Annotated in this window: 27 protein-coding genes; 19 read left to right on the forward strand and 8 right to left on the reverse strand. The window is 58.7% G+C overall.

What is annotated here, in order from left to right; genetic code table 11:
* Positions 1–201: 201 nt before the first annotated feature.
* Together purB and ACN085_RS06765 are read left to right on the forward strand one after the other, a co-directional pair.
* Complete coding sequence (purB, locus tag ACN085_RS06760) at positions 202–1,635, forward strand: adenylosuccinate lyase (protein ID WP_419111001.1); 1,434 nt, start codon at positions 202–204, stop codon at positions 1,633–1,635.
* Between the two features lie 24 nt (positions 1,636–1,659).
* Positions 1,660–2,523, forward strand: coding sequence for a hypothetical protein (locus ACN085_RS06765; protein WP_419111002.1), 864 nt, complete (start codon positions 1,660–1,662; stop codon positions 2,521–2,523).
* Positions 2,524–2,600: 77 nt separating this feature from the next.
* On the opposite strand, the gene ACN085_RS06770 is transcribed toward ACN085_RS06765, so the two are convergent.
* The 6 genes from ACN085_RS06770 to ACN085_RS06795 form a co-directional block, all read right to left on the reverse strand.
* Positions 2,601–3,404, reverse strand: coding sequence for a di- and tripeptidase (locus ACN085_RS06770; RefSeq protein WP_419098924.1), 804 nt, complete (start codon positions 3,402–3,404; stop codon positions 2,601–2,603).
* A gap of 83 nt (positions 3,405–3,487) precedes the next feature.
* Positions 3,488–4,285 (reverse strand): spermidine synthase, encoded by a 798-nt coding sequence (locus tag ACN085_RS06775; RefSeq protein ID WP_419111003.1) that lies wholly within the window; start codon positions 4,283–4,285, stop codon positions 3,488–3,490.
* Between the two features lie 67 nt (positions 4,286–4,352).
* A complete protein-coding gene (locus ACN085_RS06780; protein WP_419111004.1) occupies positions 4,353–5,279 on the reverse strand; it encodes a cation diffusion facilitator family transporter in 927 nt (308 codons plus the stop codon).
* A gap of 10 nt (positions 5,280–5,289) precedes the next feature.
* The gene (locus ACN085_RS06785) at positions 5,290–5,607 is read right to left on the reverse strand and encodes an acylphosphatase (protein WP_419111005.1); all 318 of its coding nucleotides are present in this window, start codon (positions 5,605–5,607) and stop codon (positions 5,290–5,292) included.
* A 160-nt stretch (positions 5,608–5,767) separates the two neighbouring features.
* A complete protein-coding gene (locus tag ACN085_RS06790) occupies positions 5,768–6,583 on the reverse strand; it encodes a nitrilase-related carbon-nitrogen hydrolase (RefSeq protein WP_419111006.1) in 816 nt (271 codons plus the stop codon).
* Positions 6,584–6,623: 40 nt separating this feature from the next.
* Positions 6,624–7,337 carry a DsbA family protein gene (locus ACN085_RS06795; protein WP_419111007.1) on the reverse strand — a complete coding sequence of 238 codons (714 nt, stop codon included), beginning with the start codon at positions 7,335–7,337 and terminating at the stop codon, positions 6,624–6,626.
* Positions 7,338–7,585: 248 nt separating this feature from the next.
* Between ACN085_RS06795 and pta the strand changes: the two genes are divergently transcribed.
* The 6 genes from pta (at position 7,586) to ACN085_RS06825 (ending at position 15,044) form a co-directional block, all read left to right on the forward strand.
* Entirely contained in the window at positions 7,586–9,697 is a 2,112-nt protein-coding gene (gene pta, locus ACN085_RS06800; protein WP_419111008.1) for a phosphate acetyltransferase, read from the forward strand.
* Positions 9,698–9,724: 27 nt separating this feature from the next.
* Positions 9,725–10,864 carry an acetate/propionate family kinase gene (locus ACN085_RS06805; RefSeq protein ID WP_419098915.1) on the forward strand — a complete coding sequence of 380 codons (1,140 nt, stop codon included), beginning with the start codon at positions 9,725–9,727 and terminating at the stop codon, positions 10,862–10,864.
* Positions 10,865–11,111: 247 nt separating this feature from the next.
* Complete coding sequence (locus ACN085_RS06810) at positions 11,112–11,372, forward strand: hypothetical protein (protein ID WP_419111009.1); 261 nt, start codon at positions 11,112–11,114, stop codon at positions 11,370–11,372.
* Between the two features lie 100 nt (positions 11,373–11,472).
* Positions 11,473–12,930, forward strand: a complete 1,458-nt coding sequence (locus tag ACN085_RS06815; RefSeq protein WP_419111010.1) for a M48 family metalloprotease — start codon at positions 11,473–11,475, stop codon at positions 12,928–12,930.
* An 11-nt stretch (positions 12,931–12,941) separates the two neighbouring features.
* The gene (locus ACN085_RS06820) at positions 12,942–13,916 is read left to right on the forward strand and encodes a bile acid:sodium symporter family protein (protein WP_419111011.1); all 975 of its coding nucleotides are present in this window, start codon (positions 12,942–12,944) and stop codon (positions 13,914–13,916) included.
* Between the two features lie 405 nt (positions 13,917–14,321).
* On the forward strand, positions 14,322–15,044 hold the full coding sequence (locus tag ACN085_RS06825) for a LysE family translocator (RefSeq protein WP_419111012.1): 723 nt from the start codon (positions 14,322–14,324) through the stop codon (positions 15,042–15,044).
* A 44-nt stretch (positions 15,045–15,088) separates the two neighbouring features.
* On the opposite strand, the gene ACN085_RS06830 is transcribed toward ACN085_RS06825, so the two are convergent.
* Positions 15,089–17,134, reverse strand: a complete 2,046-nt coding sequence (locus ACN085_RS06830) for a glycoside hydrolase family 15 protein (protein WP_419111013.1) — start codon at positions 17,132–17,134, stop codon at positions 15,089–15,091.
* A gap of 98 nt (positions 17,135–17,232) precedes the next feature.
* Between ACN085_RS06830 and ACN085_RS06835 the strand changes: the two genes are divergently transcribed.
* The 11 genes from ACN085_RS06835 to ACN085_RS06885 all read left to right on the forward strand — a co-directional run bounded on the left by ACN085_RS06835 (position 17,233) and on the right by ACN085_RS06885 (position 24,447).
* Complete coding sequence (locus tag ACN085_RS06835; RefSeq protein ID WP_419111014.1) at positions 17,233–17,559, forward strand: metal-sensitive transcriptional regulator; 327 nt, start codon at positions 17,233–17,235, stop codon at positions 17,557–17,559.
* 15 nt (positions 17,560–17,574) lie between these two features.
* The gene (locus tag ACN085_RS06840; protein WP_419104084.1) at positions 17,575–17,787 is read left to right on the forward strand and encodes a heavy-metal-associated domain-containing protein; all 213 of its coding nucleotides are present in this window, start codon (positions 17,575–17,577) and stop codon (positions 17,785–17,787) included.
* A 170-nt stretch (positions 17,788–17,957) separates the two neighbouring features.
* Positions 17,958–20,216, forward strand: coding sequence for a heavy metal translocating P-type ATPase (locus tag ACN085_RS06845; protein ID WP_419111015.1), 2,259 nt, complete (start codon positions 17,958–17,960; stop codon positions 20,214–20,216).
* A gap of 206 nt (positions 20,217–20,422) precedes the next feature.
* Complete coding sequence (locus ACN085_RS06850) at positions 20,423–20,902, forward strand: Asp23/Gls24 family envelope stress response protein (protein ID WP_419104082.1); 480 nt, start codon at positions 20,423–20,425, stop codon at positions 20,900–20,902.
* A complete protein-coding gene (locus ACN085_RS06855) occupies positions 20,902–21,096 on the forward strand; it encodes a hypothetical protein (RefSeq protein WP_419098904.1) in 195 nt (64 codons plus the stop codon). Before ACN085_RS06850 ends, ACN085_RS06855 begins: the two co-directional genes overlap by 1 nt.
* Positions 21,097–21,165: 69 nt before the next feature.
* Positions 21,166–21,537, forward strand: coding sequence for a hypothetical protein (locus ACN085_RS06860; protein WP_419098903.1), 372 nt, complete (start codon positions 21,166–21,168; stop codon positions 21,535–21,537).
* Positions 21,534–22,187, forward strand: coding sequence for a DUF6286 domain-containing protein (locus tag ACN085_RS06865; protein ID WP_419104081.1), 654 nt, complete (start codon positions 21,534–21,536; stop codon positions 22,185–22,187). Before ACN085_RS06860 ends, ACN085_RS06865 begins: the two co-directional genes overlap by 4 nt.
* Position 22,188: 1 nt before the next feature.
* Entirely contained in the window at positions 22,189–22,806 is a 618-nt protein-coding gene (locus ACN085_RS06870) for a hypothetical protein (protein WP_419111016.1), read from the forward strand.
* A 100-nt stretch (positions 22,807–22,906) separates the two neighbouring features.
* Positions 22,907–23,470 carry an RNA polymerase sigma factor gene (locus tag ACN085_RS06875; RefSeq protein WP_419111017.1) on the forward strand — a complete coding sequence of 188 codons (564 nt, stop codon included), beginning with the start codon at positions 22,907–22,909 and terminating at the stop codon, positions 23,468–23,470.
* A 1-nt stretch (position 23,471) separates the two neighbouring features.
* The gene (locus tag ACN085_RS06880; RefSeq protein WP_419104079.1) at positions 23,472–24,044 is read left to right on the forward strand and encodes a hypothetical protein; all 573 of its coding nucleotides are present in this window, start codon (positions 23,472–23,474) and stop codon (positions 24,042–24,044) included.
* The gene (locus tag ACN085_RS06885; RefSeq protein ID WP_419111018.1) at positions 24,037–24,447 is read left to right on the forward strand and encodes a hypothetical protein; all 411 of its coding nucleotides are present in this window, start codon (positions 24,037–24,039) and stop codon (positions 24,445–24,447) included. Before ACN085_RS06880 ends, ACN085_RS06885 begins: the two co-directional genes overlap by 8 nt.
* A gap of 37 nt (positions 24,448–24,484) precedes the next feature.
* Here ACN085_RS06885 and ACN085_RS06890 read toward each other — a convergent pair whose 3' ends face one another.
* Positions 24,485–25,444, reverse strand: a complete 960-nt coding sequence (locus tag ACN085_RS06890; RefSeq protein WP_419098897.1) for a helix-turn-helix domain-containing protein — start codon at positions 25,442–25,444, stop codon at positions 24,485–24,487.
* Between the last annotated feature and the right edge of the window lie 58 nt (positions 25,445–25,502).

Consider the following 25,502-nt stretch of genomic DNA (forward strand, 5'->3'; position numbering starts at 1 on the left):
GTGAGTGGTGGGCAGGTCTGTGGAAGAAAGCCGCCGGGCAGTTCAACCCCACTTCCAGCAGAATTGGTGAAGCAGTGACCACCCATGACACCGCCCTATCCACAGCCTGACCTGTGCGTAGCTCAGCCATACAGCCCCGGACTGTCCCAAAGCCGCCCCAAAACCGTGCGCGCCGACACGTTCCCATGAGAAACTAGAAATATGTCTCATCGCGAAAACTGCACAACTCTGCCCTCTGGCCGCCACTCACTTACCGGCGCCGATCTAGCCCTCGGCGCTCTGGATGGCCGCTACAAAGCCGCTACCGAACCGCTTGTTGACTACCTCTCGGAGGCCGCCCTCAACCGTGACCGTGTGCACGTAGAAATTGAATGGTTCATCTACCTCTGTGACAAGCAGGTTCTGCCCGGTCTGGAGCCCCTCACCGATGATCAGCGCACCGGTCTGCGCGCTATCGTCACCGAATTCACCGAAGAATCCGCCACTGAATTGGCCGAAATTGAGGCCGTCACTGTTCACGACGTTAAGGCCGTTGAGTACTTTATCGCTCGCCGCTTAGAACCCTTGGGCCTGGGCCACCTTAAGCCCCTGGTACATTTTGGGTGTACCTCAGAAGACATCAATAACCTCTCCTACGCCCTGGGCATCAAGGACGCGGTCACTAACATTTGGTTGCCTGCCGCCCGAGGCCTGGTGCAAGAGATTATGAAGCTGGCAGAAGAGGCCCGTGAGGTGCCCATGCTCTCGCGTACCCACGGCCAGCCTGCCACCCCCTCCACCCTGGGTAAGGAACTGGCTGTTTTTGCCTACCGCCTGAACCGGCAAATAAAGCAGGTTGAAAATGCTGAGTTTCTGGGCAAAATCAACGGCGCAACCGGCACCTACTCCGCTCACGTCGTCTCTGTTCCGACCGCTAACTGGCAGAAGATTTCTGAAGACTTTGTGACCGGCCTGGGCTTGGACTGGAACCCGCTGACCACCCAGATTGAAAACCACGACTGGCAGGCCGAGCTCTACTCCTTCATGGCCCACTTCAACTCGGTACTGCACAACCTGTGCACCGATGTGTGGAGCTACATTTCGATCGGTTTCTTCCGCCAAATTCCTGTGGCTGGGGCGACCGGTTCATCGACCATGCCCCACAAGGTCAATCCCATTCGTTTTGAGAACGCCGAAGCCAACCTGGAAATCTCCAACGCCCTTTTGAATACCTTGGGTGCGACCCTGGTGCAGTCCCGGTGGCAACGCGACCTGACCGACTCATCTTCACAGCGCAACATTGGTGTGGCTTTTGGGCACTCTGTTCTGGCAATTTCTAACGTAGTTAAGGGCCTTGAACGCCTGGATATCGCTACCGATGTCATCGCCCAGGATCTGGATGAGAACTGGGAGGTTCTTGCCGAGGCCATTCAGATGGTCATGCGTGCTGAAGCTATTGCCGGTGTTGAGGGCATGGAGGACCCCTACGAACGCCTCAAGGAGCTGACTCGTGGTCAGCGTGTGGATGCGGCCCGTCTTAAGGAGTTTGTTGCCGGGTTAGGGCTTTCGCCCGAGGCCGAGAAGCGCCTGTCAGAGCTGACCCCGCGCACCTACATTGGCCTAGCGCCTCAGCTACTGGAGCACGCTACCCGCTAAAGCCCTATCACTAAAGTAATAGTTATGACCGAGTCCTCTGAAGCCCAGCAGATACCTCTGGCGGTGCGTCGCCTGCGCAAGCTCTACGCCCGGAACCCGCTGGCGACCCCGGCGGAGCTTGTCCAGCACCTAGGCAGCATGTTTGTGCGGGACTTTACCCTGGTGGGGAGCGCCCAGGCAGGTGCCCAGGAGCTGACACCCAACCTGCTCGGAACGGTAACCCGTCACCAGCGGGTGGCCGGGCTGACCCAGGCCGCCGCTCATCTGGGCGCCCTCAAAGAGGGCACTGCCACTTACACTCGGGCGGCACGCCAGGGGATCCGCACCACCGGGCAGGTGGGTAGTTCCCAGGCCATCAAAACCTACCTGCACGGGGTGGCCCTGATCTATGGCATCCCCGTAGCCAATAGTGATGAGGCCGCACAAGCGGTGCTGGGCACCGATGTTAAAGACTTACTGACCCATATTGAGACCGTCCCAGAGCCTACCGGCAGCAGGCCGAGCCAGATCAATGTGCTGGGTGCGGTAGCCGCCATTGGCCTGCGCAACCCTCAAACCCTGCTGCTGGTGACGGCAGGTGAGCAGCTTATTAAGGCTGGCGGGGCGATGCTAGCTAACCAGAGCACCCGCAAAGACTTTGCCCAACAGCTGATCGCCCAAGTAGAGCAAACCCTGGGGCAGGCCCCGGCCCAGTTCAGCCATGAGACTTTAGAACTTATGGGGAGCCAAAACCCCACCGCCCAGCCACCACAGGAGATAGCACCGGTAGAGCAGGTGCGCCCCAGCACCGAGCGGGAGTTAGCAGAGGCTAGCGGGGTTTCTGCGCGCGGTGCCCGGCTTGCGGCTAGGGCCTTTGTAAGAGCTCGTGCCGGCTTGCGCAATAAGTAGGTAGAGAAAACCCCGCCACCCTAGCCCCCTAGAGGGCCTGGGCTGGCGGGGTCTAGCCCCCGTGCAGGGAGAGATTCTTACGAATCGAGCTGGGCGGCTTCCTCTGCGCTGGAGCTACCAGCGGCCGGCTCCGACTCCTGCTCTGCAACGAACTTGGGGGCACGGTCCATGTTGAGTGCATCGGGGAAGACAGCAGGTAAGGAACCGAAGGTCTCTTCCACAGCCTTGACAACGTTCTTCCCGAGGGCCAGGTTAGCGCCACCCCCCACAACCGCACCTATACCAAAGGGCAGGGCCCGGCCCATCAGGGCACCAGACTGGCGGGCCAAGAATCGTTTGAAGAACATATTGCGAATTGTGCGCTCGATACTGAAAATCTTGCCGGAGTCCTTGGAGCCCATCATCATGCCCCACTTGCGGGATGCCCCGCCGGTCTTACCTGTGTGGGCCAGGATCGAATTCATGAGCACTGAGCCATCTTCGCCTAGCATGATAGCCATAACCATGAGGCGGGCCTTTTCGGGGTCATCAACGTGAACGCCGTGCAACTCGGCCATAGCCTGGGCGTAGACGGCGGTGCGCTCCATGTAGCCACCTACGGCTAGGGCAGAGAGGCCCAGGGAGGTAATGGTGCCCAGGCCGGGCACAAAGGCAGTGGCTCCTACAGCTCCACCGCCTACGGTGACATCCCGCAGGTAGGCCTTTTCTAGGCGCTTAGCAATTTGCTGGGGGGTTTCCTGGGGGTGCTTCTGGCGCATTTTTTTGAGCAGGGAAAGGACCAGGGGGCGCTGTGCTTTGAGCACGGTATCGACGGTGCGGGTTACAGCGGGCTTAGGCTGGCCGTTGGAATCAAAGGCACTGGATGCGTTGAAGTTGAACATAGTCTCAGCTTACAGCCTGTCTTCCTAGAAACACAGTCTGCTTACTAAAGCCGGTGTACGCCTAGGGCGTTAAGGCAGTGGACCTACCTGCTTAAGGGGCCTTGCAGTAACTCAATCAGTTCGTCGGTACCCAGGGCGGAGGCCGGGTGCGGACCTACACCAACCAGGCGCGCGGCAGTCTCCGGGGCGAGCGCATCAGCAGACCCCACCAGAATCAGGTTGCCGGCCTGCTTGCCGGTCAGCATGGCGGTATCAGCCAGGCACCAGAGGTGCTCAAAGACCTCAAGCAGGGTACGGGCCTGGGCGCTAAAGAAAGTCAGCCCGGCGTCATCGCCCACATTGACCACCAGCTTACCCGCCGGGGCGAGCACCTGGCGCAGGTCGGTGTAAAACTCAGGGGTGGTCAGGTGGGCAGGGGCCTCCCAACCAGAAAAAATATCTAGCACCACCAGGTCCACCCCAGCGGGGGTATCAAGCTCCTCTGCCAGCCGGGGTGCGGCGGTCGCGGCGTCCTCGATCAGCACCCGACAGTCGGTGCCCTCCGGTAGGGGCAGCTCTTGCATGACGAAGCTGGGAAGTTCGCGCTCAATGTCCACAGCCAGTTGGCGGGAACCGGGTCGGGTGGCTTGCAGGTAGCGCACCAGGGTCAGGGCACCGGCCCCTAAGTGGGCGGCGGTGATGGGCTGACCGGCTGGGGCTAGCACGTCGGCGAGGTTGCCGATACGGCGCAGGTACTCATAGAAGATATAGCTGGGCCGCCCCAGATCAACGTGGGACTGTTCGGCCCCACCGATTTCTAGGATGTAGCCGGTGTCTGAAAACCCGTCGCGGGCAACAGAGGCCGAAAGCCCCGAAAAGGAAAGCTGGATAGCGCGTGACATGCCCACTAGCTTACAGAGCTAGCGGGCGCACCGCCTACCGGTGAAGAGGTAATAGGCCCGCTAGCCCCTAGTGCAAGTGACGCAGGTCTTCGTCGGCGGAAAAGCCCTGCGGTTCCAGCTGGAAGGTGGAGTGCTCAATAGAGACCTCAAAATGCTCGGCAACACAGGTTTGCAGGTTCTTCAAAATCTGCACCGTGTGCCCGGAGGTAAAGCACTCATCATCCAAGACAACATGGGCGGTGAGCACCGGCAGGTCAGAAGAAATCTGACTGGCGTGCAAATCATGCACCGCCAGAACGTGCTCCTGGCCCAGCAGGTGACTGCGTACCAGCTCCAGGTCAAGGCCCGGCGGGGTACTCTCCAAGAGCACACTCACCGTCTCACGGAAAAGTTTGACGGTGCGCGGAATAATCAGCAGACCAATCAGCAGGGCAACAAGAGCATCGGCCTGATAGAAGCCGGTACGCCAAATAATCAGGGCAGAGATAATCACCGCCACCGACCCCAGGGCATCGTTAAGCACCTCTAGAAAGGCCGCCCGCATGTTGAAATTAGAGCGGTCCCCGCCCACCAACACCGCAATCATGATGACATTACCCAGCAGACCCACCAGACCAAAAAAGAGGACCTCGCGGCCAGGAATCTCTTCCGGGTGCATAAAACGCTGGATAGCCTCATAGAGAACAAACAGGCCAACACCCAGCAAGACCGTAGCCTGGAGCATAGCCGAGATAACCTCCACCCGGCGAAAACCCCAGGTGTGCCGGTCCGAGGCAGGGCGCAAAGCCAGGCGGGTGGCCACCAGGGCCACACTCACCCCCAGGGCATCGGTAAAAACGTGGACGGTATCAAAAAGCAGAGCCAGGGAGCCAGTCAGCCAGGCCCCCACCAGCTGGAAGGCAACCAGCGACCAGGCCATAAGCACCACAAGGCGCAGGCGCTTAAGGTTCTGCCCTCCGGCATGCGAATGTTGATGGCTGTGGGAGTGACCCATGTGTGTGCCCCTAATAGATACCGAAATTATCGTAACTGCCAACCGGCTGGGTGATGTCCGCGTCCAGGTGATCTACCCGGCCAGCGGTATCACCCGATTGAAGTTCAGCAAGGAGGCCCTCCACCGCGGCCCGGCTCCCCTGGGCGACAATCTCCACTGAGCCATCATCCAGGTTCTTAGCGTAGCCCACCAGCCCCAGGGGCTTAGCGATACCCGCAGTCCACCAGCGAAAGCCCACACCCTGAACCTTGCCGTAGACAGTGGCCATGAGCTGCACTTCAATCGGACCGGCGGGATCCTTGCTTAAAAAAATATCGAAAAAACCCATAGCTTCCCTTCCTGACGCTACATCTTAAGGATTACTCAAGGGGCATGTGCCCCAGCTCAGCGCTTTACCCACCAACTTCCCTTAGGAGCCAGCCCCGAGCCAGTTGGTGGGTAAAGCACCCAGCGAGATTTAGCCTCAGGAGCACCCTTGAATAAGCCTTCTAATAGCCCAGCTTAGCGTTAGTGAGCACCGGGATAGACTGCCGGGCGTCAGCCACCCGGGACAGGTCCAGGTCAACCACCAGAATCTCCGGTGCCTCACCGGCCTCCACCAGGGTAAGGCCCAGAGGGTCAACTGCACGAGAGTAGCCAACACCGCGCGGCTGGGTAACATCGGCGCGGGCATCAGCGCTTGCAGGGGAGGCCTGATCAACAGCCAGCACAAACTGGGTAGAGTCCAGAGCGCGGGCAGTGGTCAGCACCTGCCACTGGGCCACCTTACCTTCACCGCCCGCCCAGGACGCGGCCACAACAGTTGCCTGGGCACCTGCCCGCGCGTACTCCGTAAAGAGCTTGGGGAAACGAAGGTCATAGCAGGTAGCTAGCCCTATAACCGTGCCATCGACAGTGATAGTTCGCAGACTCTCCCCCGCTTTCACCCCGTCAGATTCCTTAAACCCGAAGGCATCGTAGAGATGAACCTTAGTGTAGATAGTCTCGGTGCCGGTCTGGTCGTAGGCATAAAGGTTGTTATAGACCCTCAAATCCCACTCATCGGATAGTTCCACCGGAGCAAAACCCCCGGCAACCAGGGTGAGGTAATGTTCGCGGGCTATCTCAGCCAGAGCAGACCGGAAAGTGAACTCGTGCTGGGCGGCAGAATCGTAGAGACTCCCCCCAAAACACCGCATGGCGGCCTCGGGAAAAACCACTAGCCGCGCCCCACGAGCGGCGGCCAGTGCCGTGTACTCACGAATCGTAGCGATGTTACGTTCAACGTCCTGGGTGCTGAGCATCTGGCAAAGGGCTATCTTCATAGCTCCACTCTAAGCCCATAGACCGGTAGCTTCTAGTTCTTTAGAGACCTGCCTGCTCGGTGAAGGCAGCTACCATATGGTCAGCGCTGGTGGATGAATCAACCTTCTCTACCAGAACCCCGTCTATCACGAAACTGGGGGTACCGTGTACGCCTACCTCATTACCTGCCTCGAATTCGTCCTGAATAAGTTTGAGGCCACCGGCATCGGGTAGGTCGGCTATAAAACGATCAGTGTTCAGCTTGAGTTCCCGGGCATAGCCGGTAAAAATCTCGGTGAGCTGGGCGATATCTGTAAGACCCTTCCACTCCGTTTGATGTTCAAAAATCTTCCCGCTCATGGCCATATAAGCACCCTGCTTCTCCGCCGCCTGTACCGCCTGAGCAGCCGGAAGAGCGTTTGCGTGCATGGGCAGGGGGAAGTGACGCACAGTAAGGTTCATGGTGCCCGCCAGACGGCGCGCTACCTCACGGTAGGTCGGGTCAGTGCGGGCACAGTAGGGGCACTGTAGGTCGGTGTAGAGGGTAACAGTTGGGGCGCCTTCAAGCACAGTGTTCAGATGGTAGCCAGAATCAGTGCGCACACCTGTTTCAACCGACTGCTCGCCCGCAGGTGAAGCACTTGGGCTGGTTTCTGAGGCCTGGTTACCGCTTGCGGCCTTACTACTCTGTGCGGTTTTCTGGCCTGTCCCGCAGGCAGTCAGAGCCAGCGTAGCCATAAGGCCCAGGGCCGATCGGCGGGGGAAAACAAGCATAAAGCCTCCTGGCTCAGTAATAATCTTTGCTCTCACTTTAGAGTCCACCACACCCAGGTTTTATGTCACAGACTGTCAGCAAACAATAGCTCCCATGAGATACCACACAAACGCATGGCCTGCCGCCCTTAAACCCCACCCAAAGGAATAAACTCGAAAGTAAAGATAGGTGGCATACAGCCACCGTGCGCACCAGCCCGCCAGGGACCGCGCACCACCCAAAAACGCCACAAGGATGTAGACCAAATATGACCAACGGCATGTATATCTCAGCCATGAACCAGGGCTCCGGAAAGTCCCTCATCGCTATCGGCCTCGTTGACTCCCTCGTCAAAGAAACCGACCGTGTAGGCTTCTTCCGCCCCGTCTTCAGCGGCGAGATCGAAGCGCAAGACCCGCTCATCCGGCTACTGCGCACCAAATACGACCTGACCGAAAACCAGGCACGTGGCGGTGTCTCCCTGGACCGATGCCGCGAACTATTAGCATCCGGGGATCACGAGGAAATGTCCTCCATCGCCGTTTCCATCTACTCCGACATGGCAAAGCACTGCGACGTCATCATCGTCGATGGCACCGACATGCTCGCCCACAACGCCGCAACCGTTGAATTCGACCTTAACGCCCAGTTCGCCAAGGACCTCGGCACCCCGGTTATCGCCGTGGTTGGCGCGCAGGAATCAAGCGTCTCCGACGTCGTCAACGCAGTCGATGTAGCCCGCACCGAACTGCACGCCACCAAGGTCGACATCCTGGCCGTCATGGTCAACCGCGCCCGCCCCGAACTGCGCGAAGAAATCCTCAAGAACGTCAAGCGCGGCCCCTCCCAGCGCCCCGTCTATGTGCTCCCCGAACTACCCGAAATCGCCCTGCCCACCGTGGCAGAAGTTGCCGGTAGCCTCAACCTAGAGCACGACGGCATGAGCCAAGACTTCCTGGACCGCGACATCCACGACATCAAAATCGCGGCCATGACCGTCTCCAACTTCCTCTCCCAGTTCACCGACGGAGACTTCGTTATTGTCCCCGGCGACCGCTCAGACATCATGGTCGCAACCCTAGCCTCCGCCCTCTCCCCTACCTTCCCGGCCCCCTCAGGTATGCTCCTGACCGGCGGCCTGGCCGGTGAACTCAAGGGCGACACCGCCATCGGCCAGCTGGTTGAAAAGGCCCCCTTCCCGGTCTTCTCCACCCAGCTCGATACCTTCAAGGCAGGCCGGGCCGTCTCACGTATTCGCGGCCAGCTAGCCCTAGGCCAGCCCCGTAAAATTGCTACCGCCCTGGGTGAATGGTTCCGCAACGTAGACGAAAAAGAACTCTTTGAGCGTCTCAACCTGGAACGCCCCGCCACCATGACCCCCCTGCGCTTCTTGCACAACCTGATCGAGAAGGCCCGCAGCGACCGCCGCTCTATTGTGCTGCCCGAAGGCTACGACCCCCGTATCCTGCGCGCCGCCTCCATCATCGTGCGCCGTGACTTCTGCGACCTGGTTCTGATTGGCAACCCCGCCAAGATTGCCGAAATCTGCCAGCGTGAATCCATCGACCTGCCTCTGGCAGAAGAGGGCAAGCGCGGTGTTACCATCATCGACCTGGACGAGAACCCCTACACCGATGACTTCGCCGCCACCTACGCCGAACTGCGCGCCCACAAGGGTATGACCCTGGAAGGCGCCCAGAACCGCATGATGGACCCCTCCTACTTCGGCACCATGCTGGTCTACAAGGGCATCGTGGACGGCATGGTCTCCGGCGCGGTTAACACCACCGCCAACACCATCCGCCCCTCCCTGGAGTTCATCAAGACCCGCGACGGTGTCAAGGTTGTCTCCTCGGTCTTCCTCATGCTCATGGAAGACCGCGTGCTGGTCTTCGGTGACTGCGCGGTCAACCCCAACCCCAACTCCGACCAGCTAGCCGACATTGCCAAGGCTTCTGCCGAAACTGCCCGCCAGTTCGGTGTAGACCCCAAGGTCGCCATGCTCTCCTACTCCACCGGCACCTCCGGCTCCGGGGCGGATGTAGAAATCGTTGTTGAGGCCACCGACAAGCTCCGTGAAACCAACCCCGACTTCGCTTTTGAAGGCCCCATCCAGTTCGACGCTGCCTCCAATATGTCCATTGCCTCCTCCAAACTGCCCGGCTCCCAGGTAGCTGGACAGGCTACCGTCTTCATCTTCCCGGACCTGAACACCGGCAACAACACCTACAAGGCTGTTCAGCAGACCTCCGGTGCTGTCGCCGTTGGCCCGATTCTGCAGGGCCTGCGTAAGCCCGTAAATGACCTGTCCCGTGGTTGCACCGTTGAAGACATCATCAATACCGTAGCGATCACCGCTATTCAGGCACAGACCCTCTAAAGCCCGCCAAACCAAAGGAAAACATACATGCTCGTTCTCGTTATCAACTGTGGCTCATCATCGGTCAAGTACCAGGTGCGCGACACCTCCGCTAGCGGCGAAGACAACCAGGTCATCGCTAAGGGCCTGATCGAAAATATCGGTGGGGCAGAGATTCCCACCCACACCGAGGCCCTGGACATCATGGCTCAGGCCCTAGTGGAGCCCCTGCACGGCAAGACCATCGACGCTATTGGCCACCGCATCGTCCAGGGCGGCGACGTCTTCTCTGAGCCCGTCCTAGTCACCGATGAGATTATCGCCCAAATTGACGAACTCTCACCGCTGGCACCCCTGCACAACCCCGCCCACGTTCTGGGTCTCAAGGCCGCGCAGGAAACCTACCCCGGTGTCCCCATGGTCGCTGTCTTTGACACCGCCTTCCACGGCACCATGCCCGAGCACGTCTACCGCTACGCTGTGCCCCAAGAACTGGTCGAGAAGTACGGTGTGCGCCGCTACGGCTTCCACGGCACCTCCCACGACTACGTGACCGGCATTGCCGCTGACTTCCTGGGTCTTGACCGTTCCGAGTTCAACGGTGTCATTGCCCACCTGGGTAACGGTGCTTCCATTACCGCCGTACAGGGCGGCAAGTGCCTGGATACCTCTATGGGCTACACTCCCCTGGCTGGCCTGGTCATGGGTACCCGCTCCGGCGACATTGACCCCTCGGTTCTGACCTCAATTATGATGCGCGACCCCGAGATGACTCCCGCTAAGATGGATGCCCTGCTCAACAAGGAATCCGGCCTGCTGGCTATTGCTGGCAACAACGACATGCGCGCTGTTGTTGAGGCAATGGAAGCTGGCGATGCCCGCGCTCAGCTGGCCCTGGACATGACCTCCTACCGCCTGGCTAAGTACATCGGCGCCTACCACGTTGCTGTGGGCGGCGCGAAGGCCCTGGTCTTTACCGCAGGTATCGGCGAGAACTCCCACCAGTTCCGCCAGCTGGCCGTAGAGCGCCTAGGTGCCCTGGGTATCAAGCTGGATGCTGAGGCCAACAAGGTACGCAGTGACGAGCCCCGCCTGATTTCGACCGCTGATTCTGCTATCCCCGTTCTGGTGGTTCCCACCAACGAGGAGAAGGCCATCGCGGAGGCAACCGCCGCACTGGTCGCCTAACCAGCCTCTCGGCAAATGCCACGCTGTGCCCGCGCCCTGAACTATCAGGGAGCGGGCACAGCGCCTTTAAGGCTTCTATAAGGTTTATTCAAACAGCACCTTGCTCAGCGCTCTATCAGCCAACATCCCTGAACGCCAGACCCGATCCAGTTGGCTGATAGAGCACTGAACTGGGACACCGAACGTTTGAATGCCTCAAGGGATGTGGGATGCTTGCCCTACAGCCTGAAACAAGGGAGTTTCTACCATGATTACCCGCTCAGCAAAAGGTTTACCGCCCATCATCCACGTTCAGGGCGTGGCAACTATCGCAGCCTTCTTCCTGACCTTCCTGATTCTGCCGGTACTGGCCCTCAACGCCGCCAGCCTGCTCTGGACCCTAGCCAACCTGCCCCGCACCTACCGGGTGCTCCCGGCAAAAATCCTCCTGCTCCAAATCTTCTTTTGCGCCGTCAGCCTTTTCCTGCTGATTCTCCACACCGTTGTTCGCAGTGAATCCGTGCTCTAAGCACCCGCCCACTCCACGGCAGCCGCAGAAACAGGCACCATAGCCAGCTTTCTTGCTACTGTGGTGGGTAGAAAACAAACCCTAGCCAGCAGGATAGTAGATGAGCGAGAACACCCCAGGCGGTACCAGCGGCCCCGACAACCAGGGAAGACCCAACACCCCACCGGCAGATGGCGGTAACCGGCACAACCAAGCAACAGGTACAGCCGGGCACCCCAGTGGCCCGCACAAGCCAGGGCTACAGAACCCGCTACCTAACGACCTCAGCAAGGGCTGGATGCCCGAAGACAAGCGCCAACGCCCCTTCTCACCGCTACCGGCACCCAAGCTCTTTGGCTACCAGTCCCTACTGCCCTTCAAGTTTATCAACGCCATTCGGCACCCCGCCGAGCTGCCCCTGGTCATCATGGCCTACGCCCTGACCCTACTGGCCTATGTGGGTGGGGCCGTCTACCTGATCTCATCCTTCATCGCTCTTGTCACCGACAGTAAACCCGCCTTCAGTGGCTTAGGGAGCCTGGTCAGCCAGCTGGTTGTCCTGGCTATCTACCTGCCCCTAGGGATCTTCCTGGCCCGTGCCCTCATGTACGCCCAGCTACGCATGACAGGTGTGCGCATCAGCCCCACCCAGTTCCCCGATGCCTACCAGATGGTTGTTGAAGCGGCCCAGGCAGCGGGCCTGCGTCGAGTACCCGATGCCTATGTCGTACTCGGTAACGGTGTCATCAACGCCTACGCCGCCGGGCACGGGCACCGCCGTTTTATCGCCATCTATTCCGACCTCTTCGAAATCGGTGGGGCCGCACGCAACCCCGAGGCCCTGCGCTTTATCATCGGCCACGAAGTCGGTCATATTGCCGCCGGCCACACCGGCTACTTCCGCCTGATCTTCACCTCCTTCTTCATGCAGATCCCTATTGCGGGCAAGCTCCTCTCCCGCACCCAGGAATACACCGCCGATAACTTTGGCTACCGCTACGCACCGGAGGGGGCGGAAACCACCACCTGCGTCCTGGCCGCCGGTAAATACCTGGTCAATGATGTGAACTTCCACGAACTAGCCAACCGCGCCGTCTACGAGCGGGGCTTCTTCACCTGGGCCTACAACCTGACCACCACCCACCCGCCAGTGACCTGGCGCGCCCACGCCCTGCGTGACCGCAGCGAGCCGGGCCGTCTGATCTGGCGGCCCAAGAACAACCCGCCCTACCCCCTCTCCATGATCCCTGCGGCAGAACCCGCTGAATCCTGGGCTGACCCCCTCCAGGCCCTTGACTACATGGGTATTTACCCCGAAAATCCGGCCAACCAGCACTGGGGTTCTGTAGAAACAACCTACCGCAAGCCCGCCCAATACCGGGACCGTAGAGTCGCAGATATGCTCAATAACGGTTGGATTCCCCCGCACCTGCGCCAAGCACCTCAGCCACCACAGGGGCCAGGCATGCCAGGCCAGCAGAATCAAGCACCAGCTCACCCTAAGGCACCTCCGGCCCAGGCTGATACCCCTCCCACCACAGAACCAGAAAATGGCGGCCCCAGACCGTCAGATTCCTAGCCACCACCACCGTGTCTCCTCAACGTCCGCTCAAAACCTGGCGGCCCGACCCGCTCATTACCCTCATCCTGATAGCTCTTATCCTGGCTATCCTTGCACCCGCGCGGGGGGACTTCGCACAGGGGTTCAGCCTAGCCACCAAGCTAGCTATCGGCTTGCTCTTTTTCCTCTACGGCGCGCGCCTCTCACCCCAAGAAGCCCTCCAGGGCCTCAAACATTGGCAGCTCCACGGCACCATCCTGGCCCTCACTTTTATCCTTTTCCCGCTGATTGGTCTTGCCCTCTACCCCCTACAGGCGGTCATCGGCAGGGAGCTTTACCTGGGCCTGCTCTTCATGACCCTGGTGCCCTCCACCGTGCAGTCCTCGGTCGCCTTTACCTCCCTAGCTAAGGGCAACGTAGCCGGTGCCATCGTCAGCGCCAGCACCTCCAACCTTGCCGGGGTAGTCCTCACCCCCCTACTGGTCATGCTTCTGATGCGCAGTGATCAGCTGGTTATCTCTGGCTCAGTCTTTGGGAACATCGCCATTCAGCTCCTGCTGCCCTTTATCCTGGGCCAGCTTCTGCGCCGGTGGGTGGGAGAAATTGCCCGCAACAAACTGACCAAGCATATTGACCGGCTTTCTATCGCCATGGTGGTCTACGCGGCCTTTTCGGACGGTATTGTGCAGGGCATTTGGAGGCGTATTAGTCCCTGGCAAATTCTGTTTCTGGTGGTTCTCTCCCTGCTCCTGGTGGAGTTCCTGCTCTGGCTCAGCGGGGTCCTTGCCCGCAAACTGGGCTTTAGCTACGGCGACCGGGTCGCTATCCAATTCTGCGGCTCCAAGAAGTCCTTAGCCACGGGCCTACCCATGGCCGCCGTCATTTTTGGTGGAGCCCAGGTGGGTGCCCTCATTCTGCCGCTGATGATTTTCCACCAGGTTCAGCTCATGGTCTGCGCGGCTAAAGCCGCCCGCTGGGGCAGGCAGGCGCACGAAACCCCCTAAGAAGCAAGTCCGGCTCGGCTCTCACACGGCGCAGGTGCAACCCTCCTGCCGGGGCACCTACCCCGCAGCTACCACACCAGGCACAGTAGTTGCTATGCTCCTGGCCTATGCCAAGGCTGTTAGCTCAACCTGTCCCTCTCGTGCGTAAGTTTTTCCATCATCACCCAAGCTCAATAACTTGGCCGCCGTCTCGACCGCCCACCTCTGCGTGGGGTAGATCAATGTCTCCAGGGCATCGGCAAGGGGAAGCCACACAAACTGATCGTGGAGAGTCTCATCAAGCTCCACAGGCCCAGGGGGCATGATAGCTACCGCATTCGGAACCAGCATCACCAATCACGCCCACAACAACTATTGGCTTTCACGGTATTGAACGCTGTTCGCACCTAGCCTACAGTGGGAGCCATGACTCTCACACAGGCACTCCTTGGTTTCGCCGGTATCGCTTTCCTGATTACCGTCATTCCCGCCACCGATACCGCCCTAGTACTGCGCTCCTTGGTGGCCGGGGGCAAGAAAAGCGCCTACGCCTGCGTCATGGGTATTACCAGCGGGCTCCTAATCTGGGGAGTCACCGCCGCAACCGGCCTAGCCGTGCTCATGGCAGCCGCACCCACCGTCTTCGACCTGATGACGGTAGCCGGTGGTCTCTACCTCATCTATCTGGGAATCAGCTTCCTCCTCGCCCTGCGCCGCTGGAGCCAGGTCACCGCCCTCAAAACTGAGCAGGCCGCCCTAGCTTCTCTGCCCCAGCCCGCACCCGGCGAACTGGGTCAGGCCGCACTCGGCGGACACCAGGCCCCCCGCCCCTCAGGTAGCGCCCACAAGGATTTTCTAGCCGGCTTTATCGCCAATATCCTCAACCCCAAAATCGCGGTCTTCTATATTGCTAGCGTGCCGCCCTTTATGGTTGCCAGCGTCAGCCCGGTCCTTATGGGATCCCTGCTGGCCTTGATTCACGGCGGCATTAACGTGGCCTGGTTCGCGGTCATTATCTCCCTGGCCACCCTGGCCATGAAGTGGCTACTGCACCCCCGCGCGGCCCTGGTCATTGACGGAGTCGCCGGAGCCGTCCTGCTCGTTTTCGGGGTGCTCATTCTGGTGGAGGCCGCCCACAAGTTCCTCTAGGCCCACAGGGACAGAAGGAAACCCCGCAACTAAGGCCAGAAGCCCTAGAGCCCCAGGGCCTGCACCGCCCGCACCAGGGATATATGGGCAAGTGCCTGCGGGAAGTTACCGGTCAATCGCTGCTCGTCAAAAGAGTATTCGGGGCTCATCAAGCCCAAATCATTGGCCTTATCCAGAACCGTATCAAGCAGGGCACGGCCATCCTCTTCGCGGCCCGAACGAATATACTGTTCAGCCAACCACAGCGAGGAAACGAAATGGGGGTTACTCTGCCCCTCAAAGCCATCATGAGAATCCGAATTATCGTAGCGGTAAATCATGCCCGACGGGTGACGGATAGTCTGCTCTATTCGCTCTACCGTTGCCAACAGACGGGGGTCATCCCAGGCTAAGAGGCCAATCTGTGGGAGCTGCAGCAGAGAGCTATCTACTGCTGATCCTCCATAGGTAGAAACAAAGCACCCTAGCTCTTGGTTATAACCCTTGGTCAAGATATCTTCAGCTACTGTATCGCGGCAGTGCTCCCAGACGGCGGCGTCCCCGTCCAGCCCGAAGTCGCGCACCGCCGAAACACCGGCGTCGAAAGCCGCCCAGAGCATGGCCTGAGAGTGGGTATAGACGGCAGGTTCACCAAAGGTTTCCCACATGGAACGATCGGGCTGGCCGATGCGCTCGGTCGCAGCCTTGAGCAGAGCCTTTTGGAGGGGCCAGGACAGATGATCCTCGGCCACCCCCTGCTCGCGCAGGTGGGCAAAAGTAACCAGCACCTGGCCCAGGGCATCACCCTGAAAACGGTCGCCGGAGCCATTGCCGGAACGGACGGGCTGGGAGCCTTCGTAACCGGGTAGGGCTAGGCGGCGCTCGATGTCGTCTTTTTCGCCAGCCAGCCCGTAGACCGCGTGAATCTGACGCGGATTATTAGCCAGCGCGCGCAGAACCCAGTTGCGGAGCTGGGCGGTTTCGCGTTCGTGGCCGTGGGCCAGGGTAACATCCATAGCCATGGCAACGTCGCGGAGCCAGGTGAACCGGAAGTCATAGTTGCGTTTGCCACCAATAACCTCGGGCAGAGAGGTGGTCACCGATGCAACCAGGGCACCGGTTTCGCGGGAAATCAGGGCGCGCAACAGCAGCAGGGAACGCAGGCGAGCTGCGCGGTAACGCTGGTTAGCCTCATTACGGCGGCCCGATGCGGTAGGCACAACAATCTGCTGGGCCGCAGTCTGAGCTAGCTCCTGGTAGGTTTCTAGGTCTACCTCAGGAGCGGCGGTGTTAGAACCGGCATCCAGTAGGGATGAGGGTTTCTCGTGCTCCTGCTCCACATCGCGGACCGCCGAAATCACAGTGGCCTGGGCTGTGGTGCCGGCGTCATCGGGGGCCGGGGGCTCTTCGTCCACAGTGGCAGGCGTGTAGAGATCAGACCATTCGCCCCACTGCTCCTGGGTGTAGGTCAAGGCGGTGAGGTAGTCCACCGGCGCAGGCGGGTTGTGGTTGGAGGCAAAGTAGGACAAGGTAAAGGTGTAGCTCTGGCCTGCCGAGACGGTGAAAGTTTCGGCTTTAGATTCAGGGTCGCCCTCAGGCAGAGAGTCACCCCGGAAGACCAGCGCATGGGGGCCTGCCATTCCCACCAGCATGTCAGCGGATGGGTCGGCCTTACCTGCGGTATCGACACCGCCGTAACGGGTCACCCAGGGAATAGTGCGACCGTAGTCAAAGCGTAGGGCTAGCTCGTGGTACATGGTGACTTCGCCGGTCAAGCCCTCAACGTTACGGACGATAGTGGTCCCGCCGGAGAGCGGCATAAATTCGGTAACCCGCACACTGGAATCACCCACAAACCAGACGGTTTGCAGAATGAAGGTGTTTTGGCGGTAGGAACGTTCGGTGCGGATCTCTTCTACCGGTGCAGGATTGACCGATTCGAGGGGAGCTAAAAGCCATCGACCGTGCTCGCGTTCGCCCAACAGAGCCGCAAAAACGGCCCGAGAGTCAAAGCGCGGGGCGCAGAACCAGTCGATGGAACCGCTACGCGAAACAAGCGCACCGGTATTCATGTCTGAGAGTAGGGCGTAGTCCTCGATGTAAGAAGCCATGTCTTTCAGTCTAACAGGGTACTTAGTATCGGGCCGGGCTGGAGAATTTCTATGACACCCCTTGAATATATACCCCCTAGGGGTATATGTTAAGAGGCATGAGCCAAGAACATTGCCCGGTAGAACACCAGCACGGCTACACCGCAGACAAAGATGCCTACCTCAAGCGGCTCCGCCGCATCGAGGGGCAGGTGCGCGGTATCCAGCGCATGGTTCACGAGGGCACCTACTGCATAGACATCCTTACCCAGGTCTCAGCCATCAACGCAGCCCTCCACAGCGTCTGTCTGCAACTGCTCGAAGACCACGTTCGCCACTGCCTTGTCGACGCCGCCCATCAGGCACACGATACCGGGCACACAGAACCGCTCGACGAAAAAATCTCAGAAGCCATGGCCGCTATCTCGCGCCTGGTCAAGAGCTAACCCAAGGAGAAAATCATGACCACCACCGTTAAAGCAAGCGGCCTCACCTGCAACCACTGCGCCATGAGCGTGCGCGAAGAAATCGAAGAGATCCAGAACGTCACCGGCGTTGAGGTTGAGGTTGTCAAGGACGGCCAATCCACCGTCACCATCAGCCACACCGGCGATCTTGACCCCGCCGCTGTCACCGCCGCTATTCAAGAAGCCGGGTTCACCCCGGTCGCCTAAGCCCCTAACCGGGCGGGAAAGCTACCTCGTTGGTAAGCCCCCTAAATGCCAGCCCCCCCCTAAAACGTCAGTCCTGAGCCAGCTTAGTCAGGGGTAGCTCTCCCGCCAGCCCCGCCAGTTGGCTACCAAGGCGCACCACCCCCTAAATGCCAGCACTGAAAGAAAGAGCTATGCCCACAGCACCCGCCCCGGACCTTTTGACCGGTGACACTCGCATCGTCACCCTGAGCGTAGGGGGCATGACCTGCGCTTCCTGCGTGGGGCGGGTGGAACGCAAACTCAAAAAGATAGGGACAGCCCCCTCGGTGAACCTGCCCCTAGAAACCGCGCGGGTAATCGCCCCGGCAGATATGCCCGATGAGCACATCATCGAAACCATCGAAAAGGCCGGCTACACCGCCTCCCTCAAAAATGATGAGGCCCAGTGCCCAGACGAGGATGCTCAGGCAAGGCTTCTACCCCAGCTCATCCTGGCGGCCTTGCTGAGCATACCCGTCTTCCTTATCTCTATGTTTGCCACCTTCCAGTTCCCCCACTGGGGCTGGGTGGTAGCAGCTCTCACCCTGCCGGTGGCCACCTGGTCGGCGCTCCCCTTTCACCGCCCGGCCTGGACCAATCTACGCCACGGCTCTTTGACCATGGACACCCTCATCTCTTTGGGTGTTATTGCCAGCTACGCTTTTTCGCTCTGGCAACTTGCCGCCAACCCCGGCATGACCGCCCACGCGAGCAGCTCCCACGGCGGGCACGGCATGGAACACATGCTCTACTTTGATGCAGCCACCATGATTACCCTCTTTTTGCTGGTGGGGCGGCGTATTGAGCACCGCACCCAGCGCCGCTCATCCCAGGCTTTACGCGCCTTGCTCAGTGTAGGAGCTAAGAGCGCTACCGTCCTTCAGGGCGGTGCACAGGTAGAAGTCCCGGTCAAAGACCTGCTCCCGGGCGACATCTTTCTGGTACGCCCCGGCGAGAAAATTGCGGTGGACGGGCAAGTAATCGAGGGACGCTCCGCCCTGGACACCTCCCTGCTGACCGGTGAGTCCCTCCCCCTGGAGGTCGGTGTGGGTGACACCGTCATTGGTGCAACCATCAACACCTCCGGGGCGCTCACCGTCCGCGCAACCCGCGTGGGTACCGAGACGGTCCTGGCGCAGATGAGCCGCACCGTAGCCCAAGCCCAAACAACCAAGGCTCCCATTGCCCGCCTAGCCGATAGGGTATCGGCGGTCTTTGTTCCCATAGTTATTGGGGTAGCTGTGCTCACCCTGGCTGGCTGGCTCCTAGTGACCGGCGATATCAACGATTCCTTCACCGCCGCTGTCTCCGTCCTGGTCATTGCCTGCCCCTGTGCCCTAGGTTTAGCGACCCCTACCGCCCTGCTAGCTGGCACCTCGCGCGGGTCCCAGCTCGGCATTCTGATTCGCTCAGCCCAGGTACTAGAAAACACCAAAAAAGTAGGTACTATCGTCCTGGATAAGACCGGAACCGTGACAACCGGTGAGCTGGCTGTGACCGAAGTTTTCCCCTTCCCAGGCTACGACGCCACCAGCCTGCTGGCCCTAGCCGGGGCGGTGGAGGCTCACTCCGAGCACCCCATTGCCCGCGCTGTCGAAGCCGCCGCGCACACAGCCCACAAACAGGGAAGCAGCCACACTCTTCCCTCGGTCACCGATTTTGAGTCAGCCCCCGGTGGCGGCGTGCGAGCAACCCTCCTGCACAAGGGCGCGCACCGTCATATTGTCCTGGGGCAAAAGAGCTTTCTGAGCGGTGAAGGTGTTGAGCTGAGCCAGGCCCAGGACCAGGCCCTGCGCACCCGGCAGGAGGCCGGGCAGACTACCGTGATTTTGGCTGTCGATGGGCAGGTTGCCGGGCTAGTATCGCTCCAAGACTCCCCCAAGCCCGATGCCCTTGCCGCGCTGACCCAGCTTAAAGAACTGGGTCTGACCCCCGTCCTCCTCACAGGTGATGCTCAGCCGGTAGCGCGGGCTATCGCCGCCGAGGTGGGCATTGCAGCCGAGAACGTATTTGCAGAAGTCAGCCCTCACGATAAGCTAGCCACCATTACCCGCCTGCAAGAAGGCGGGCGGGGAGTCGCTATGGTCGGTGACGGCGTGAACGATGCCGCCGCCCTAGCCAAGGCAGACCTGGGTGTTGCTATGGGTTCAGGTACCGATGTGGCCATGGAAGCGGCAGATATGACCATTATGCGCAGTGATCTGGCCGCCCTGCCCACCGCCATCAGGCTCTCTCGGGCTACTCTGCGCCTCATTAAGGGCAACCTCTTCTGGGCCTTTGCCTATAACACGGTAGCAATTCCGGTGGCGGCCGCTGGACTGCTCAACCCCATGATTGCCGCCGCCGCTATGGCCTTTTCGTCAGTTTTTGTAGTGCTCAATTCTGCCAGACTATTGGGTTTCAAGGGATAAACAGCTAGATTGAGAGGTAGGAGAGGGCTCAGGCACAGCCAGTTCTAAAAAGAAAATTAAAAAATTTTAGAAATCTGCGTGACATCTGCCGGGCTCACCCCGTCTTAACCTATGACAGCGCAACTGGCATAGGTTGCGGTTTCTTCGGATCCCGCAACCTGCGCTGTCACCTTAATACCTACCTAACAGAAATTAGGAAAATAATTATGAACCAGACACCTGCAACCACCCCCGCAACCCTGGCTGAAAAGAAGAACCAGGCTCCCGTCAAGAACACCGGTGCAGCAACCGGTCAGGGGACCACCAGCATCAATGACGGTGTTGTCGCCAAGATTGCCGGTATCGCACTGCGCGATGTTGAAGGCGTTTACGATCTGGGTGGCGGTGCCGCTCGTGCCATGGGTGCTCTGCGTAGCGCTGTTGGCCAGGACAACAACCTCAAGCAGGGTATCAGCGTAGAAGTAGGCCAGACTCAGGCTGCTGTTGATCTGTCCATCATCGTTGAGTACCCCCACCCCATCTACGATGTTGCCGAGAACGCCCGTAAGGCTGTTGTAGAGGCTATCCAGTCACTGGCTGGCCTTGAGGTCACCGAAGTAAACATTGAGGTCCTTGATGTTCACGTACCCGGCGATGACCAGGACGCTGAGCAGAAGAACGATGAGCAGGAAAGCCGCGTTAAGTAATGTCTAAAGAATTCACAGGCGCTCTCATAGGGGCCCTTCTGGCCTTTGCTGGCCTCCGCTACGGTTTTGGAGGGTTTGTCCTCTTTGCTGTGCTGATGGCTGCAGGTGCCACGATTGGGCACCTGGTGCAGAGCTCAGATCTTTCAGTGGGTAACATGCTGGATTCGGTACGTAAGAATTCATCATCACGCTAATCCCAGAATTCCAAATTCATGCGCAGGTGGTTACTCAACCACCTGCGCATAGGATAGATCAGGCTTTTAATGAATAAAAATACCACCGATAGCGGCCCCGGTAGCACGAGAGTACGCAAGAAAGCTCTTGTCTCTATGTCTCATGCGGTAGCGGCTCAGGAACTTGGTGTACCCTCCGATCATGTCCAGTCATCAATTTTTGATGATGCTGGCAAGCTGGGGGTAGATATCAACCTTGACTACCCGCTTGGCCCAATCCATGATGCAAAAGCTCTTGCTCAAGGTACCCACGGGCAGGGAACTATTTTTGATCTTCTTGCCCAGGCGCGGGCTCGTATAGCCCGGCAACTTACTCAGCTCTGTGGCTCAGAAGTGGGATCAATCAACATAGCACTCGATGGAACAACTAGCCCCAGCAGTGATAAGGCAAGGGTGCAATGAAGCAACAAAACTCTACACCACAGCATCAGCAGACCTCAGGCCAGGTTGACCAGGCCTCTTTCATCGGTTCACGGCAAGAAGCTGGCCCTTATGAGCGCTTACTGGCCCGCCAGGAGACTCACTCATCCCGCTGGCTGACCACAGTCATTGTCAACACTGTACTCATTTTGAGCCTTTCCTGGCTGGGTACAGAACTTGTTCTTTCGGCCCTGGGCCAACCTCCCCTCCTCATCACCGGCGAGGATCTCTTTTCAGGCTTCTTTAAGCTCGATGAGCTTCTCAGCCCTCTTTGGGGCGTCATCATTGGGTCAGTTCTAGTTCTACTGGGGCTGGTATTGCTTGCCCTCAGCCTCCGTCCGGGGCGCCTGAGCCGCCACAGTGCTCGTTCAGGGCGCTTCGCTATGGTGGTTGATAATAAAGCCCTGGCCTCATCCATCAGCGCAAGTGTGCGTGCTCGCACCGGCCTTGACCAGGACCAGGTAGTAACCAGTGTTAGCCCTCGTCAGATTAAAGTTACTGTGACGCCGACCTCTGGTAGGCCGCTGGATCAGCAGCAGGTGCATGAGCTGGTTAAGCAGACAGTAGCCAACTTGGCCTTGCAGGATCAGCCGGGTACCAAGGTAGTTATTGAGAAGCAGGGAGCTATATAAAATGGGTAACACTCCCAGAAAACTAAACCGTTTCTTTCTAGCTGTGCTGGGGTTGGTCTTACTTGTCCTAGGGCTTGTGAGCCTTTGCCTTCCCCTTGTGCCCCAAGCTCAAGATCTATGGGTCGAGTATGTACAGCCCTTGGAGGAACCTGCCCGAGCTGCCTTTGATAGGGTTGCCTTCAACACCGTTGACGGTCAGACAAGCCTACTGACTCTGCTTTTTGTTCTCTTGCTTCTCTTAGTTGTAATCGCTCTCATGATGGGAATAATTGCTCAGAAGCCTAAGAAATCAAAGACCCTGCTCAGTCAGCAGGACACCCAGACCGCTGGACGAACCACTATCTCCGATAAGTTCATCAAGCAGGCCATCACCGATGGCTTTGAAAGTCACCCCGACATCCTCTCGGTATCCGTCAGCTCCCAGGAGCTCAAGCGCTCCTCAGCCTGCTCGGTCAAACTTGAGGTCAGACAGGGTGCTGACATCGCCAGCCTCGAAAAAAGGGCAGCCCAGGTTGTTGCGGGCTTAGATCAGCTTTTGGGTCACAAGATTCCCTTACTGGTCCGAGTGACCGGTGGACTGCGGTCCACCTTCGCAGACGAGACCCAGCGGGTTCGGTAAAATAAATTGTCTCTAAATTCTAAGCGCGGTGCACTGTCCCCCCAGAGCATCGCGCTTAGCCATAGGGGGTTTCCCCCGTCAATACTTTCAGGAGTCTGTAGTGACAGAACTGAGCAACCGTCACCTCGCGGAGTTAGCGCCAAGCCTACTTCTGCAGCGAGCTGTTGATGGTGACTCGCAGGCTTTCCGCTTGCTGGTACAACCATATTTACCCATGATGCGGGCCTATGCTATTCGACTAACCGGTAACTCAGCGGATGCGGATGATGCCCTCCAAGATTCTCTTCTACAGGCCTGGCAAAAGCTTGATACCCTCCAGGATCCCGCTCAGTTTAAAAGCTGGGTGATGAAACTGACCGGTCGCAAAAGTATCGACCTGCTCAGGAAGCGCAAACCTAACGCAGATATCGATGACTACCACCACCTCAGTGATGGTTCAGCAAGTCCTGAGGACCTTGCAATGAGCCGCTCTGAGATTGATACGCTCAGCCAGGCCCTCAAGAAACTACCGGTAGATCAGCAGCAAGTCTGGATCATGCGTGAATACGGCGCCTGTAGCTACCAAGAAATTGCTCAGTCCCTGGGGATGAGCACACCCAGCGTCCGGGGCAAACTCGCACGGGCACGGGCCACACTCCTCGAAGAGATGGAGGGAAAGAACTAAAATGACTAACTGCAGTATTCCTCTAAGCGCCCTGAGCAGCTGGGTTGATGATTTAGAGACAGACTCACAGAAGCCACAGCTAACACGTCATATTGATTCATGCCCGGAGTGCGACCGCAAAGTCGCCTCTCTTCACAAGCTTCACTCCCTCGCTAGCCAAGACTTTGACCACGAGGTTAAAGAGCTAGAGAAGGATTTGAGCTGGGCGGAGAACCTCCTGAGCAATCTTGTTCTAGAAGCCAAGGCAGGCCGTTCAATTCCCCTACCCTCACCACACCAGGCTGTACGCATCCGCCAGGACGAAGGGGCTGTTGTGGCAGCTGTAAGAGCTGTTGCAGATGAACTTGATGAAGTAATCATCGGCCAGTGCCGGCTAGAAGGTGACATTGAGACCCCAGGGGCTCCTGTGGAAGTCAATGTGACAGCATCTGTTCAGATAGGTCTGGTTATCCCAGATTTGGCCCAAGCCCTGCGCTCTAGTATTCAGGAATCACTGGAACGGTGCAGCGAGCTTAATATTGTCGCAATCAATATCACGATTCAGGACCTTCATGAAAAATCCCTCAATGACTAGCCCAAGTGCGCCCATCCAGGAAATCTACCTTGAGCCTGCTGATGCCCCGGCCTCTCAGGAACAAGAAGGGGCTAGTAAACCTCACGACAGGAGCGCTGGGGAGCTTGACCTTGACCGCTTGCGGCAGCTAGTTCTGGAGGTTCCAGGGGCTCATAAGCTATACCCGCGTACTCCTTACCTGATAGACCTGGTCCGTGCCCCGCTCTTGACGGAAGATACCGAAAGGGCCCAAGCTTTAGAGCACGACGCTGAGCAAGCCAGCTCCCTGCCTGCCCAAGTCAAGGTTAGATTGGGTATCAGTGCAAGCCACAATGTAGTTGAGGTTACCCAAGAGGTGGGGTTAGCCCTAGCTGCCGAGCTACCCGGCCACCCTATCCATCTTGAAGTCGTTAGTTGCTCATAAGCTGACTCTGAGGTTCTCCGGTTGATACCCGGTCTAGCTAGCCAAGAATCTGTGAACGGTAGGCTGAGGGACTTAGACCGTACTGAGTTTTAAAGGCTTTGCTCACATAGGAGGGATCAAAGAGGGCGTAGCGGGCGCTGATGGCCTGCACGGACTCTGCCCTGTAGCGCGGGTTTGCTAGGTCCTCTCGGATTCTTTCCAGACGGCGGACACGAATAAAGGCAGAGACTGTCTGCTGGTGGGCTGAAAAACGGCTGTGGAGTTGGCGTAGAGAAATATAGAGAGCTTCAGCTATTTTGCTGGGGCCTAGATCTGGGTCGTCCAGGTGCTCCTCTATGTAGGCTACTGCTCGGTGATATATTGTGTGTGCCGGTTGACGCCCAGCTTGTGTAGACTCAGCAATCATAACTGTAATGACCATCTCTAGGGCAGAGCGTACCAAGGCTAAGGCGTGAGGCCCTCCTAGCTCCTCCAGATTGGTCGCTAGCTGCTCAAAAAGCGGAACCGCGAATTTCCCAAGCCCCTGGGATTCAGAAACCGGAGTGGCCGTTATCAGGTCGGTATATTCAGGGCTGAGGTGTACAAAGCTCTGCGGGAAAAGTACGACCAGGCTACGTTGGGGACCGGTGTAATCAAGTCGATAAGGACGCTTGGTGATATAGAGAGCAAGGTCGCCGGGGTTAAGGGTGCACCTACGGCCGTCCTGGCTTACCTGGGATTGTCCCTCTAATTGCAGGCTGAGTTTGCAGTAGCCGCCCTGTACCTGCTCTGAGGGCTCAGGGTCCCTGCTAACTGAATGGGCCGGTGTGCGCATGTCCAAGAGCATAATTTCCCCCAGGGAGGCAGTGCGAGCGCTGGCCCTAAAGCTACCTGGGTTGGGTGCTTTGATCTCCAGGGGGCCAAAAGTCTCCCGGACCCGCTCAACCCACTGGGTAAAGCCCATAGGGTCGTGGTGCCGAAAGTGGTAGGGGGAAGACTGCTGAACGGGCTGGCGCATGGATTACCTTTCTGGGGGGCTTCTCACACTTTAGCGGAAGTGAGGCGTAGCACACCAG

Source organism: Rothia sp. P4278, from assembly GCF_048512945.1.
In the GTDB taxonomy this organism is placed as follows: domain Bacteria; phylum Actinomycetota; class Actinomycetes; order Actinomycetales; family Micrococcaceae; genus Rothia.